Genomic DNA, 14,473 nt, shown 5'->3' with positions numbered 1-14,473 from the left:
GCTCCGCTCAGGATGACAAATTATTATCACGTCTCTTATTGTCATTCTGAGCGAGGAACTTTGTTCCGAGTCGAAGAATCTCTTTCTCTATACATGTTACGCAACGAATCCCCTGCCGGACCGCATGATGACTCTACCTACCTCCCTAGAAAAACCGCACCGGGGATGCCAAGTCGGCGAGGAGGGCCGCCACGCTCCAGGCGGCGGTCACGCTGGATTTCGGATTAGCGGGATCGGGTTTGGAGGTAATGGCGATGTCCGCCGCGGCGCGCTCGTTTTCGGCGTGGATGCGGTGGGTGTTGCCGGCCGCTTCGGGGTCGCTGATAATGCGCACCCGGGTCTTTTCTACGCCGACGCCGGTGATGGCGGTGGCGACGGCGACATTGGTGTTTTTGGGAAAACCCGCGATGGCGGCGCGGGCATCGCCTGCGAAGATTTCTCGTTTCTCGTCGGCGGGCAGCACTCTTTCCTCTAAGTACGGCGCGCCGTTTAGGCTCTTGGGCGCCTTGGTGCTTTCGATCTCTACATCGGCGCCGCCCATCAAGGCGATGGTGCGGATGATATCGAAGCCCCCGACCGCCCCCGAAGGGATGTGAATGCGGCGCCCGTTTTTTTCCGCCGCTTTTCGCAGATCAACATAGAGGCGATCGTCGGCCAATGCGCCCACCGATGTGATAATCAGGTCTTTTTTCGCCGCGAGGACCTTCTGCCCATAGGCGCGCACGGCGCCGACGCCTGCGATTTCGACGACGATGTCGGCATCGTCTTTCAGCAGTTCTTCAAAGGTAGTATAGACGTGGATGGGTTTTGCGCCCGCCTGCGGGGCATCGATCTTTGCTTGATCGTATATGCCTGCGATCTCGTAGGCATACTCCAATTTTTCGAGGACGGCACGGGTGAGGATTTTCCCCAAGGCGCCGTAGCCGATGATGGATATTTTTTTCATGCTTCCTCCCGGCGGGGATCGTCGCCCCGCACCAACATGCCCGCATTTTCGAGGGCGTCTTCGATCATATTTAGGCTCTCTTCGTCGTCGGCGGAGACGGTGTGGAAGTGGTAGCCGTCGGTGATGTTTTTTAAGGGCGTGCTGACGCTTGCGTAGATGGTATCCATAAACACGCGCACATCTTTTCGCGATTTGATCTGCATGGGCGCATAGATGCGGCCGTAGATGCGGTGGTCCACGAAGACGTATTCTATGGTGCCGCCCAGATCGACGATGAGATCCAGCTCTTCGAGGATCTGATCGTCTCTGTGGTGCACCTTAAAGACGCGTTTGCTGCCCCCGCGCTTTTCGGTATAGTAGCCCCGATTGGTGGAAAGGATGGGGACGTCCCGCGCCCGGAGCAGGCCGATGTCCTGTACGATGACTTGGCGCGAGACGCCGAAGCGTGCCGCCAAGTCGTCGCCGGAGATGGGGGCTTTGGCGGCGCGGAGGATTTCTTCCAATTTCTGCAGTCGTTCTCGTTTATCGATCGTCAATGGTATGCAACTCCTTTAGCGACAGATCCAGTATCGGCGCCGAGTGGGTAAGGGCGCCGCAGGAAATGATATCGGCCCCCAGGTCGCGGTAGAGGGGGAGAGAGTTCAGGTCGATATTACCGGAAAGCTCTACCATAGCGCGGCCGTCGATGCGCGTGACGGCTTCGCGGATCTCGTCGGGGGACATATTGTCGAGCATAATGATGTCCGCGCCGGCTTCGAGGGCGGCCTCCACCATTTCGAGGGTTTCGGTCTCGACTTCGATTTTTCGGACGAAGGGGGCGTAGGCGCGCGCCCGTTCCACGGCTTCTTTCACGGAACCGCAGGCGGCGATGTGGTTGTCCTTGAGCATAACGCCGTCGCTTAAGTTGTGGCGGTGGTTGCCTCCGCCGCCGATCCGGACGGCGTATTTTTCGAAGAGGCGAAAGTTCGGCGTCGTCTTTCGGGTGTCGACGATGCGGGTGCCCGTACCCTCCAGGGCGTCGACCATCTGCTTGGTATAGGTGGCGATGCCGCTCATGCGCTGCAGGAAATTCAGCGCCACCCGCTCGCCGCTTAAAAGTACCGAAAGGGGCGCGCGCAGGGTGGCGAGTCGATCGCCGGGGCGGACGGCATCGCCGTCTTTCGCGTGGGCATCGACGATTGCGCCGGCATCCAAAAGGAAAAACACCCGGGCGAATACGTCCATGCCCGCCAAAATTCCGTTCGCCTTCGCAAAGAGTGTGACTTCGGCGTGGGGATCGTCGGCGATCACTGCCGCGGTCGTCACATCTTCGGTGTGCATATCTTCTTTGAGCGCTTGCAATATGGGTTTGTCGATCAAAAAATGGGGGAGGGGAGGGATGTGCATAGAATCTCCTTTCTGACGGGGCTTATTTTGCGGTGATTTCGAGCATGCGATCTAGGGGTCGCTTGGCGCGGCGGGCGAGTTCGGGATCGATGGCGATGCCGTCTCCGCCTTCGCGAAGCGCGCGGATAATGCCTTTTAGATTTACCCGTTTCATGCCCTCGCAGAGCATTTCGGGAAAGACAAAGGTCTTTTCGGGGTAGCGCTTTTCGAGTTCCGCCGCGATGCCACCTTCGGTGACGATAATATTTACCGCGCGGTCCCTTTCGCCCACTGCGTCGAGAATGCCCGAGGTACTGCCTTTGTAGTCGGCGAGGACCAAGACTTCGGGGCGGCATTCGGGGTGGGCGAAGATCGCGGCATCGGGATGGTTTTTCTTCAGTTGTGCGATTTGTTCGGCGCGGATGCGGTGGTGCACCGGGCAAAAGCCTTCGTGAAAGTGAAATTGCTTTTCGGGAAACTTGGCGGCGATGTATTGCCCTAGATTTTGGTCGGGCACAAAGAAGATATGCGTTTCCGGTACCGATGCGACGATCTTTTCCGCATTGGACGAGGTGCAGCAATAGTCGGAATGCGCCTTAATCTCCGCCGTAGAGTTGACGTAGCAGATCACCGCCAGGTCGTCGTATTTGTCGCGCATGGCACGGATGGCATCGACAGTCACCATATGCGCCATGGGGCAGTCCGCCTCGGCATCGGGGAGGTAGACGGTCTTGTCGGGATTTAAGATTTTCATGGTCTCGCCCATAAAATTGACCCCCGCCATCACGATGGTCGATTGGGGAATGGTCGTCGCCTTTTTCGCCAAGAAAAAGGAATCGCCGATAAAATCCGCCGCCGCCTGTACCTCGGCGTCGACATAGTAGTGGGCGAGGACGACAGCATCGTTTTCTCGTTTGAGTGCATCCAATTCGTTTGTATACATTGTAAACTCCTGTTCATCTATGTGTCATTTCTATGTAATACAACGGACTGAACCCATCTTACCACAATTTTTATAAATGACAAGACATTTGTCTTGTCAGTAGAAAATATCTTCCGCCTTTATTTGCACGGCCTTCGGGGTATAGTAGAGATAAAGCCGTTTGTACGGCAATGCGACAAAGGAGGCGTATCTATGCAATCGAATACGAAGAAAAAGACCGTAGTTGTGGTGGGCGGCGTCGCCGGCGGCATGAGTTTTGCCGCGCGCTATCGGCGGCTGAATCTCGACGACGAGATTATCGTCGTCGACAAGAATCCCTATGTGTCCTTCGCCAACTGCGGATTGCCCTATCATATTTCCGAAGAAATTCCCGAGCGGGAGGATCTGATCGTGGTCTCTGAAAAGACGATTCGCGATCGCTTCCGCATCGACGTGCGCGCCGAAGAAGAGGTGGTGCGCATCGTACCGGAAGAAAAAAAGATTTGCACCGAAACGAAGGCGGGCGAGAAAAAAGAAATCGCCTACGACATTCTCGTGCTCTCGCCGGGGGCGAAGCCGATTCGGCTGGATATCGAGGGCCTTGCCTCGCACCCCGCCGTATTTACCCTTAGAAATATCCCCGATCTCGATCGGATCAAGGGGGCGCTTGCGGGCACGCAACCGAAGAGCGCCACGGTGATCGGCGGCGGCTTTATCGGCCTGGAGGTGGCGGAGAGTCTGAAAAACGCGGGGCTCGAGGTGGCAATCGTGCAGATTTCCGATCACGTGCTCCCGCCCTTTGACCCCGAGATGGCGGTCTTCGCCGAGAAGGAACTGACCGATCACGGCGTCAAGGTGCTCACGAATAACAGCGTCGAGAAAGTGGAAGGCAAAAAACTCACCTTACAAGACGGCAGCGAATTGGAATCCGACCTGCTGCTCATGTCCGTGGGCGTCGCCCCCGAGACGGGATTTTTGGAAGGCTCGGGGATCGAGCTCGGCATGAAAGACGGCATCAAAGTCGACGAACACTACCGCACCTCCGTTCCCGAGATTTATGCCATCGGGGATTCGATCATCGTCAAACACACCATCACCGGCGAGGACGTAATGATCGCGCTGGCGGGGCCCGCCAATCGCCAGGGCCGACAGCTGGCGGATATGCTCTCGGGGTACGACCACGATCTGTCCGGCAGTTTGGGCACCTCGATCGTGCGGATCTTCGACCGCGCCTTTGCCTCGACGGGCCTGAACGAATCGCAGTTGGAAGGCAGGAACTACCAACCCATCCACCTGATCGGAAAGAGCAACGCCGGGTACTTCCCCGGGTCGGAAGACATTCTGCTCAAGCTGATCTACGACAAGGACAGCCGCGAGATTCTGGGCGCCCAGGCGGTGGGGAAGAAGGGCGTGGACAAGCGGATCGACGTGATCGCCACCGCCATCAAGGCGGGCCTTCGGGCGGACCGGTTGCAGGAGTTGGAACTCTCGTACTCGCCGCCTTACGGCAGCGCCAAGGACATCATCAATTTGGCGGGCTATTTTGCCGAAAATGTAATGTTGGGCCTAACCGATCCGATTCAAATTTCGGAGCTTGCGGACTACGAAAAGCGCGGTCACCGCGTGATCGACGTGCGCACGGCGAAGGAATACGAGCGCGGGCATATCGACGGGGCGAAGAATGTGCCCTTAGACGAGATTCGCGACCGTCTGGACGAGTTCGAAAAAGACGAAAAATATGTGGTGCACTGCCGGAGCTCTGTTCGCTCCTACAATGCGGAGCGCATCTTGAAAGCAGAGGGGTATCATGTCAAAAATCTGGACGGTTCTTTCGTATATTTTGCAGCCAATTTTCCGGATCGCATCGTCCGGGATTGAGTCTACCACCGCCGACGAATTGGCGGACGGCGAAGACCGATACATCTTGGACGTGAGAAATCCCGACGAACACGCCGAGGGCATCATTCCCGGGGCGGTAAAAATGCCGCTCCCTACGGTAAAGGAACGCATGGACGAAATTCCCCGGGAGGAGAAGATCTATGTCATCTGTGCCGCCGGCGGCAGGAGCATTAAGGCGTGTAAGGATCTGATGGCCCACGGCTACCGCTGCGTCAATGTAAAAGACGGCATGAATGCCTATCACGGTCCCTTGGAGAAATAACAAAATCGCGGCGATCCGCATATATCGCGGACGCCGGGGGTATGTATCCCGTAGAATATAGGAAGGAGGAGAGCGATGGAAAAGGACATGAGCCGCTACCAATGCAAACCCTGCGGCTACATTTATGACCCGAAAAAAGGCGTACCGGAATACGGCATCGAGCCGGGCGTTCCCTTTGCGGAGCTGCCCGACGACTGGACCTGCCCCAAATGCGGCACCAGCAAGTGGATGTTCGTAAAAATGGAAGACTGAGAAGACGAGCTGAAAGGCTCGTTTTTCCTATATACGGCTTCGGCGCGTGATGTCGCCGAAGCCCTGCATCTGCATTTTTTTGGAGGAGGATATATGAAACCGACGGTGAAGATTTACGACGAAGTACTCAAGCGTTCGATCACCATCCCGGCACAGATCCGCTATTGGGACGGAACGGAGTCCTTCTTGGGTACGGGCGAGGCGGAGATCGCCATCCACTTTAAGGCGCCCCTCGATCTGAACAAGGCGCGCAAAGACTTTTCTTTGACCCTCGCCGAAGCCTATATGGACGGCGATATAGAGATTGAAGGCTCCCTGCAAAATTTGATGCGTTCGCTGTTTGCCAACGACGACAGCTTTATGGAGAGCAAGGAATATAAAATGCTCAAGTTTCTGCAGGGGCACGGCAAAGCGGAATCCAAAGAAGAAATCGCCTACCATTACGACATCGGGAACGACTTCTACGAACTGTGGCTCGACGAGAGCATGACCTATTCCTGTGCCTACTTCAAAAAAGAAAGCGACAGCCTCGAGGACGCGCAGCTGCAGAAGATCGACCACATTCTCGAAAAGTTGCGCCTAAAAGAAGGCGATACGCTGCTGGATATCGGCTGCGGCTGGGGCAATCTCATTATTCGAGCGGCACAGACCTACCCCATTCGCGCCTACGGCTGTACCTTAAGCGAAGAGCAGCAAAAGCTCGCCACCGAGCGCATCGAACAGGAAGGCCTTTCCGGTCGGGTACAGGTCTTTTTGGCCGATTATCGGGATATCGCCGCGAAGGGCAAGACATTCGACAAAATCGTGAGCGTCGGCATGTTCGAGCACGTGGGGAAGGAAAACCTCTACGAATACTTCGAGAGCATCGACCGCATGCTCGCCGACAAGGGGCTCGCGTTGATCCACGGCATCAGCGGCCAGCGCGATCCCGACGATCCCGATATGGGCAAGAATTCCTTCCTCAACAAATACATCTTTCCCGGCGGCTATATCCCCGCCATCGCCGAAATCGTCGCCCCCTTGGGAAAACTTCGGCTGCATCTGATCGATATGGAGAGCCTGCGGCGCCACTATCAGCTGACATTGGAGGAATGGTGCCGGCGGTTTCATCGCCATTGGGACGAGATCGAAGAGGAGATGGGCGAAAAGTTTATGCGCATGTGGGACATTTATCTGCAGGCCTGCGCCGCTATCTTCGAGGCGGGCAAGCTCGACGTATGCCAGTATTTGATCGAAAAGGGCGCGGACAACGAGCGTCCCCTGACGCGGAAATATATGTTGCGATAATTCTAATAAAGATGAGTTTAAAAGCGAAAATGTAAAATGCATGTAAAAATTAAAACAAATTTGTAAAAAGAAGTTATTTCTATTGAAACCGTTGCCATTTCATCTTAGAATAGCTTTGTCAGAAAATTCGCAAAAAGTATTTCGTTTTGGACGGGATCGTGAGGTGGTAAAAAGTACGAGTGCTTATGTAACATCTGAATCAGTGGTCAATTATTGTGTTTATTGCAAAATTTATCTATTAGAAAGGTGGTTTCAATGTTTCTCAAAAAGAGTGTTAGATTTGCGATGATCGCCATGTTTTTAGTGGCATCCAGTACACCGGTATTGGCACAAGAAGAAGTTATATTAACAGAGCCAATTGAACCCATTTATAAGCAGTCTCAGATGTTACATGCAAGTCATATTACTGATTCAAATGAAAAAGAAGCTTCCTTTGGTTTGTTTTTGGATCAGGAGGGAAACCAATATGGCGCGACTGATTTCGATGTGAATCAAGAGAGCGTTGTTATATTGGACAATGCTAATAACAAAATTACCAGAATATCTGGCCAAAAAGATAAAAAAGAATTTCCTGTGACTATCGACCATCCGGCAATGGTCTCCGAGGAAAATAACAATATTTATATTTTGGATATTGCTGATAAAAAGGTCGAAGTTATCCAAGAGGATGGGATTTCGAGAATTTATGAGATTGATCTGGACGAGAATGAAGCAATTTCGGAATTTGAAGTTGTGAATGGGTGTGTGTATATTACCTATTTTGCCGGTGAAGAGCAAACGACTGCATATGTTAACCAAGGAAAAGCATTCGTCGCAGAAAAGGCAATAGACGGCAGAATTTCGAATGGTTACATCTATACTTTTGAGCTTGATGAAGGCAGTGAATACGCGAATAATGGAAATATGAATATTTTTAAGATTGATGGTAAGCAGATTGCTGCTCTGAGGATTACATCAAAAAATCCCCTAGGTGGCGCAAAGTTATTAGGGATGAATGGAAATGGGAATTATATCATTAGCAAAACGGTAAAAATTGGTGAACAAAATAAAAACCTGTTAACCGAAATTGATGCTAATAATAATGTTATAAACGAAGAAGAAGTTGAAACAAAGGTAGATGTTTTGGAGCCTTTCGTTTTTGATTCCGACAGAGTTTATAATCTCAAAGAAAATGTGTCTGAATTGACCATGACTGCAATAACAGTTGAAGGGCAACCTGAATTAATCGATGAAGAGTCGAAATTGGAAATCTCTCCCGAAAAGGTACCGCCGTCTGTACTAGCTTCCACCACTAGAAGTGCGATAATGAACAATGCACGTTCCTATCATACCTCTTTCTCTTGGAATTGTACGAACCAGAACATTAGCTCTATGAGCGGCTATAAAAAGCCCAGATATATTCAAGGGGCAGGAACATATACCTGTATGCCTTATTGTTGGGGCGGATTTGATAGCAGAAGTTCGTTTTTGAATGGTTTGAATAAAGGCGGAAGAGCAGGGAACATCAGAACCTCGACTTCTTCGAAAGTGGCAAATACTTACGGCCTAGATTGCTCTGGCTATGTGAGTAGATGCTGGGGTCTATCTTCTAAAAGAGGTACTGGAAATATAGAAGGGGTCGCAACTAGAATTTCTTATAGTAGCTTGCAACCTGGAGATGCGTTGAATAAATCTGGACATGTTATGCTATTTGAAAAACGCGATAGCAATGGAGATTATGTTCTGTATGAAAGCACGCAGTTAAATGGCTATGATCGCGTGTCGCATACGATACGTGGAAAGTCTAGCGTAGAAGGAGCATATAGACCTATTCGATATAATGGGGTATGATGATCCTATTACGAAGAAGTGAAAGTAGGAGGTAAATATGAAAAAATTGGCGGCATTGGTATTGTGTCTGCTCTTGCTCCCGTCGGCGGCGTTTGCCCAGGGCGCTCGACCCGTAACGATTTTTGTGAGCGGTAAGTCGATGCAGGAAGAGGGGCAAAAAGCGGTGATTCGCGAAGATCGCACTTTTCTGCCCCTGCGGGCGGTCACCGAAGAGCTGGGATACACGGTACAATGGGACCAGGCGAAGAAAGAAGTCACCATGACGAAGGGAAGCGAAGCGGTTACAATGCAAATCGGCGCGAAATCCTATCGCCATAACGGAAACACTGAAGCCATGGACGTGGCGCCCTATCTCGACAAAGATCGCACCTATGTACCCGCCCTCTACTTGGGGAAGGCGACGAAACTGCCCGTGCGGTGGATCGCAGACGAGCGCATCGTCACCGTGGGTGCCTATCCGCAAAAGGACGTGGCGGCGGACAAGCGGATCTATGTAAAGGAAGTGGATATGTCCTTTGCTCTGTCCGCGGATGCAGACGTAGAGATTGTCTACGAAGTGTCAGATAAAGAGGTTGCGTTTTTTGAAAAATCCAATCGCGATGGCGGCGACGGCTTCCTCTTTAGCCTCTCTCGCGCAGAGCATCCGATGCGCGAATGGAATTATTCGCCCATGCTGTTGGGCGAAAAAGACGGCCTCTATTACGGCGCCGACTTCCGCGGCGATCCCCATATGGCAAAGAGCGAGGCACTGCAAAAGAAGTATGAGAAGGCCACCGCAAAGATCGACGATATTCTGATGACGGTGCGGGTAGGCAAATAAGACGAAAGAACCGGCGAGGGCCGGTTCTTTTTGTTTGGGTATAGGTATAGGGAATCGCGAATTTTGAAGGAGGAACTATGCAGTATATCGAAACAAGCATACAAGCGGGCGTAAAGATCCCCACGCGCATCGTAATGCCGCCCATGGCATCGGAGGGCGCGGAAGACGGAAAGATCGGCGCATCGGCGGTGGAATTTTATAGAAAATGTGCAAAAAATCCGCTGTTCGGGCTCTATATCATCGAGCACAATTATGTGGAACGCGCCGGTCAGGTGTCGCCGAAGCAGATGTCTTTGGCAGAAGACGGGGCGATCGATTCCCACAAGCGCTTGATCGACGCCATGCAGTCGGAAGCAGGCGATCACAAAATCTTTGTGCAGCTGAACCACGCGGGCAGAAAGTCGAAGCTCGCGACGCCGCCTGTGCCTTTGATCGGCCCCTCGGCAGAAGACGGCGTACGCGAGATGAACGCGAGCGATATGGCGCGCGTACAGGAAAAGTTCGTCGAAGCGGCTCTCCGCGCCGAAAAGGCGGGCTACGACGGGGTAGAGGTGCACGTCGCCCACGGCTTTTTGCTGAACCAGTTTTTCTCGCCGTTGGTGAATAAGCGGCGCGACAGCTACGGCGAGGATCGACTCGCCTATCCCCTCGAGGTATTTTCTGCCGTCAAAGAAGCGCTGGGAAATTTTCCCGTGGCGGTGCGGATCGGCGGATTGGACTTCGAAGACGGCGGCACCGAGATCGCAGACGGCGTGGAGGCCGCCAAGCGCTTTGAAGCGGCGGGGGCGGATCTGTTGGATATGACCGGCGGCATGAACGGCTATACGCGGCCGGGCCATAGCGAACCGGGTTGGTTTTCCGATTTAACCGCACAGACAAAGGCGGCTGTCACCACCCCCGTTCTTCTGACCGGCGGGGTACAGACGCCGGAGGATGCCGAGGCGCTTCTCGCCACCGAGAAGGCGGATCTGATCGGCGTGGGCCGCGCCTTTTTGAAGAACCCCGACTGGGGCGTGTAAGAAAAACGAAATACGCGCATTTTGCGCATACAAAAGCGACATGTTGCCATGTCGCTTTTGTGTGTCGCGCGTTGCGATTATTTTTCTTCCGCCAGGTCTTTATAGCGTTTGTAGGTTTGCTTTGCATCTTCTTCGGAAGCATCCAGAAGCTCTTCGCCTTCCTCGGGGGAACGACGCAACAGCGATGCATAGCGGACTTCGCTCATCAGGAATTCGCGGTAGGACTTATTGGGTTCCTTGGAATCCATAATAAAGGGATTTTCGCCCTTTGCGATGAGTTCGGGGTTGTAGTGGTAGAGCTGCCAGTAGTTGGACTCGACCGCTTCTTTTTGTTGTTTGGTGGCGAATGCCATGCCCTTCGAGAGGCCGTGGTTGATACAGGGGGAGTATGCCACGATCAAGGAGGGGCCGTCGTAGGCTTCGGCTTCTTTGATGACCTTGATCAGGTGGTTCATATTCGCACCCAATGCCACCTTGGCGACGTAGATGTCGCGGTAGCTCATGGCCAACAGACCCAAGTCCTTCTTGGCGGTCTTCTTACCGGCTGCGGCAAATTGTACCACGGCGCCCTTGGGGGTTGCCTTGGAGGATTGTCCGCCGGTGTTGGCATAGAGTTCGTTGTCTACGACGAGTACGTTGACGTCGGCGCCGGTTGCGAGGACGTGGTCCAATCCGCCGTAGCCGATGTCGTATGCCCAGCCGTCGCCGCCGTACATCCAGAAGGATTTCTTGGTGAGTTGTTCTTTGTTCTTGAGGACGTATTCTTTGGCTTCCAGGGCTTCGCCGTCGAGGTCTAAGGACTCTAGGGTTTCTACGACCGCGTCGCTGCGTTCGCGGGTGCCTTCGCCTTCGTTAATATTGTCGATCCAGTCTTGGATGGTCTTCTTCGCCGCTTCGTCTTTTAGGACGGGCAAGATCTTTTCCAATTCCATGGTGATCTTAGCGCGTTGTTGGCCAACCGCCAGATACATACCGAGGCAGAATTCCGCGTTGTTTTCGAACAGGAGGTTCGACCATGCGGGACCGTGGCCCAGGTGGTTGGTGGTGTAGGGTGCGATGGGGAATGCGCAGCCCCAGGCTTGGGAACATCCCGTCGCGTTTGCGATATACATTCTGTCGCCGAAGAGTTGGGTCAGAAGTTTCGCATAGGGGGACTCGGAGCAACCCGCGCAGGCGCCGGAGAATTCGAGCAAGGGTTGTTCGAATTGGCTGCCCTTGATGGTAAATTTGTCCATCGGGTTTTCCTTATGGGAAAGGGTCAGTGCGTAATCCCAGTTTTCTTGTTCGGGCATTTGCGATTCGAGATCGTGGAATTCCAGCGCCTTTTCCTTGGCGGGGCAGGTCTCTACGCAGTTGCCGCATCCGGTACAGTCGAGGGGATCGACTTGGATGGTAAATTCATATTCCTTAAAGCCCTTGGCGGGAACGGAACGGAATCTTTCGGGTGCGTTTTCTACTTCTTCCTTATTGGAGAGGAAGGGACGGATTGCCGCGTGGGGGCAGACGAAGGAACATTGGTTACATTGAATACAGTTTTCTTCCTTCCAGCGGGGTACGCGCACGGCGATGCCGCGTTTTTCGTATTTGGACGTACCCAAGGGGATAAATCCGGATTCATAGCCCTTGAACGCCGAGATCGGCAGATCGTCGCCGTGTAGTTCGGTGATGGGCATCATCATATTGCGTACGTAGTCGGAAAGGGTTTCGTCGACCTTCTTTTCTTCGACTTCGAGGTCCTTCCAGGAAGCGGGAATTTCGACCTTGTGGAGGTTTTGGTAGCCGCTTTCGATGGCCTTAAAGTTCATATTGACGATCTTTTCGCCCTTGTTGCCGTAGGACTTTTCGGCGAATTCCTTCATCAGGCGTTCGGCTTCGTCCATGGGGATGATTTCGGCGAGTTTAAAGAATGCCGATTGCAAAATGGTGTTGGTGCGTCGACCCAAACCGATTTCTTCCGCGAGTGCCACCGCGTTGATGGTATAGAACTGTACGTCGTTTTCGGCGATGTACTTCTTCACCTTGTTGGGGAGGTGGGTTTCCAATGCCGCATCGTCCCAGTTCGTGTTCAGCAGGAATACGCCGCCGGGACGCACTTCGTCTACGATGTCGTAGCGGGTCATATAGCTTTGGTTGTGGCAAGCGATAAAGTCGCCGTTTTTGACCACATTGCTGTTGCGAATGGGTTCGTGGCCGAAGCGTAGATTGGATTTCGTAATACCGCCGGTCTTCTTGGCGTCGTATTCGAAATACGCCTGTACGTACATATCGGTATTGTCGCCGATGATCTTAATGGAGTTTTTGTTGGCGCCTACGGTACCGTCGCCACCCAGACCCCAGAACTTGCAGTTGATGATCTTGGGATTGTCGATGACATAGCTGTCGTCCACGGGGAGGGACAGATAGGTCACGTCGTCTACGATGCCCACGGTAAAGTCGTCTTTGACTTCGTTTTGCATCAGATTGTCGAAGATCGCCTTGATCTGTGCGTGGTCCACGTCCTTGGAGGAGAGACCGTAGCGGCCGCCGTAGATTTCCGGTGCGTTTTCGACATTGGCGAATGCGCCGACCACGTCGAGATACAGCGGATCGCGCGCGCCGGGTTCCTTGGTGCGGTCGATCACGGCGATGCGCTTGATGCCTTCGGGCAGTTCGTTTAAGAAGTGTTGGCGAGAGAACGGACGATAGAGGTGTACTTGCAGGTAACCCGTCTTTTGTCCGTTGGCGTTCAGTTCGTCGACGGTGTCTTGTACCAGACCGCTGACCGAACCCATACCGACGATGACATATTCCGCATCGTCCGCGCCGTAGTAGTTGAACAGGCGGTAGTCCGTGCCCTTGAGTTCGTTGACCTTGTTCATATATTTTTCTACGATGCCGGGGATGGCGTTGTAGAATACGTTAATGGATTCTCTGGATTGGAAATAGGTATCGGGGTTTTGTACGATCCCTCTTTGTTTGGGGCGTTCGGGGTTCATCGAATTGGACTTAAAGCGTTCCAGCGCCTCGATATTGAGCATATCGCGCAGGTCTTCGTAGTCCATCACTTCGACCTTTTGGATTTCGTGAGAGGTACGGAATCCGTCGAAGAAATGCATAAAGGGAACGCTCGATTCGATGGCCGCCAAGTGGGCGATACCGCCGAGGTTCATGACTTCTTGCACATTGCCGGAAGAGAGCATAGCCCAACCGGATTGGCGGGTGGCCATAACGTCGGAATGGTCGCCGTAAATCGAGAGCACGTGGGAACCCAGGGTACGGGAAGCGACGTGCATAACGCCGGGGTAGAGGGAGCCCGCCGTACGGAACATAGTCGGGATCATCAGGGCGAGACCTTGAGATGCCGTATATGTAGTCGTCAACGCGCCGGCTTCCAAAGAACCGTGCAATGCTGCGACAGCGCCGCTTTCCGCCTGCATTTCGACGAGGCGAACTTCCTGATCGAACAGGTTCTTCTTACCGTCGGCGGACCAGCTGTCCACGAGCGCCGCCATGGGAGAAGAAGGCGTAATGGGGTAAATGGCTGCTACTTCGGTAAACGCATAGGAGACATAAGCCGCCGCTTCGTTACCGTCCATAGACTTAAACACTTTTGTCAAGATATACACTCCTTACTACAAGTCGACAAATGTCGAAACAATGGTGCGTCGGTACAACCGACAGGATCGGGAACTCTTTAGGCAAATGATGAAAACGTTGTCAGTGTGAGTTCACCTTTCCTCGAAAACATTATATACAATCTGACGCGAAAAGCGAAGCGGATTTCGCAGGAAATGCCGAGAAAGAACAAAATGGCTGTAAAAGGCATATAAAACAAAAATTAAATCGAAATACAGGGGAGATTAAAATATATAATTCGGGAATAGAATTGATT

At 53.0% G+C, this 14,473-nt stretch carries 12 protein-coding genes; 7 read left to right on the top strand and 5 right to left on the bottom strand.

Features of this window, described 5'->3' with window-relative positions; genetic code table 11:
• Positions 1-145: 145 nt before the first annotated feature.
• The 4 genes from EL294_RS05495 to nadA are packed head-to-tail and all read right to left on the bottom strand — an operon-like array spanning position 146 to position 3,254.
• Complete coding sequence (locus EL294_RS05495; RefSeq protein ID WP_126465678.1) at positions 146-946, bottom strand: aspartate dehydrogenase; 801 nt, start codon at positions 944-946, stop codon at positions 146-148.
• Positions 943-1,482, bottom strand: coding sequence for a transcription repressor NadR (locus EL294_RS05490; RefSeq protein ID WP_197721086.1), 540 nt, complete (start codon positions 1,480-1,482; stop codon positions 943-945). The genes EL294_RS05495 and EL294_RS05490 overlap by 4 nt, the downstream gene beginning before the upstream one ends.
• Positions 1,469-2,332 (bottom strand): carboxylating nicotinate-nucleotide diphosphorylase, encoded by an 864-nt coding sequence (gene nadC / locus EL294_RS05485; protein WP_126465677.1) that lies wholly within the window; start codon positions 2,330-2,332, stop codon positions 1,469-1,471. Before nadC ends, EL294_RS05490 begins: the two co-directional genes overlap by 14 nt.
• Positions 2,333-2,354: 22 nt before the next feature.
• The gene (nadA, locus tag EL294_RS05480; protein WP_126465676.1) at positions 2,355-3,254 is read right to left on the bottom strand and encodes a quinolinate synthase NadA; all 900 of its coding nucleotides are present in this window, start codon (positions 3,252-3,254) and stop codon (positions 2,355-2,357) included.
• Between the two features lie 192 nt (positions 3,255-3,446).
• Between nadA and EL294_RS05475 the strand changes: the two genes are divergently transcribed.
• The 7 genes from EL294_RS05475 (at position 3,447) to EL294_RS05445 (ending at position 10,602) form a co-directional block, all read left to right on the top strand.
• A complete protein-coding gene (locus tag EL294_RS05475) occupies positions 3,447-5,111 on the top strand; it encodes an FAD-dependent oxidoreductase (RefSeq protein ID WP_126465675.1) in 1,665 nt (554 codons plus the stop codon).
• A complete protein-coding gene (locus EL294_RS05470) occupies positions 5,041-5,394 on the top strand; it encodes a rhodanese-like domain-containing protein (RefSeq protein WP_126465674.1) in 354 nt (117 codons plus the stop codon). The genes EL294_RS05475 and EL294_RS05470 overlap by 71 nt, the downstream gene beginning before the upstream one ends.
• A gap of 75 nt (positions 5,395-5,469) precedes the next feature.
• A complete protein-coding gene (locus tag EL294_RS05465) occupies positions 5,470-5,646 on the top strand; it encodes a rubredoxin (protein ID WP_371828952.1) in 177 nt (58 codons plus the stop codon).
• Positions 5,647-5,739: 93 nt separating this feature from the next.
• Positions 5,740-6,933 (top strand): SAM-dependent methyltransferase, encoded by a 1,194-nt coding sequence (locus EL294_RS05460; RefSeq protein WP_126465673.1) that lies wholly within the window; start codon positions 5,740-5,742, stop codon positions 6,931-6,933.
• 255 nt (positions 6,934-7,188) lie between these two features.
• Entirely contained in the window at positions 7,189-8,763 is a 1,575-nt protein-coding gene (locus EL294_RS05455; RefSeq protein WP_126465672.1) for an NlpC/P60 family protein, read from the top strand.
• A 37-nt stretch (positions 8,764-8,800) separates the two neighbouring features.
• Positions 8,801-9,583, top strand: a complete 783-nt coding sequence (locus EL294_RS05450; RefSeq protein WP_126465671.1) for a copper amine oxidase N-terminal domain-containing protein — start codon at positions 8,801-8,803, stop codon at positions 9,581-9,583.
• Positions 9,584-9,660: 77 nt separating this feature from the next.
• Positions 9,661-10,602, top strand: coding sequence for an NADH:flavin oxidoreductase (locus EL294_RS05445; protein WP_126465670.1), 942 nt, complete (start codon positions 9,661-9,663; stop codon positions 10,600-10,602).
• Positions 10,603-10,679: 77 nt separating this feature from the next.
• On the opposite strand, the gene nifJ is transcribed toward EL294_RS05445, so the two are convergent.
• Complete coding sequence (gene nifJ, locus EL294_RS05440) at positions 10,680-14,198, bottom strand: pyruvate:ferredoxin (flavodoxin) oxidoreductase (protein WP_126465669.1); 3,519 nt, start codon at positions 14,196-14,198, stop codon at positions 10,680-10,682.
• Positions 14,199-14,473 lie beyond the last annotated feature (275 nt).

Origin of the sequence: Aedoeadaptatus ivorii, assembly GCF_900638585.1 — a bacterium.
Lineage (GTDB): Bacteria > Bacillota > Clostridia > Tissierellales > Peptoniphilaceae > Aedoeadaptatus > Aedoeadaptatus ivorii.
Note: the sequence above shows the minus strand (reverse complement) of the source record. Positions and strands in the feature narration are given on the sequence as shown.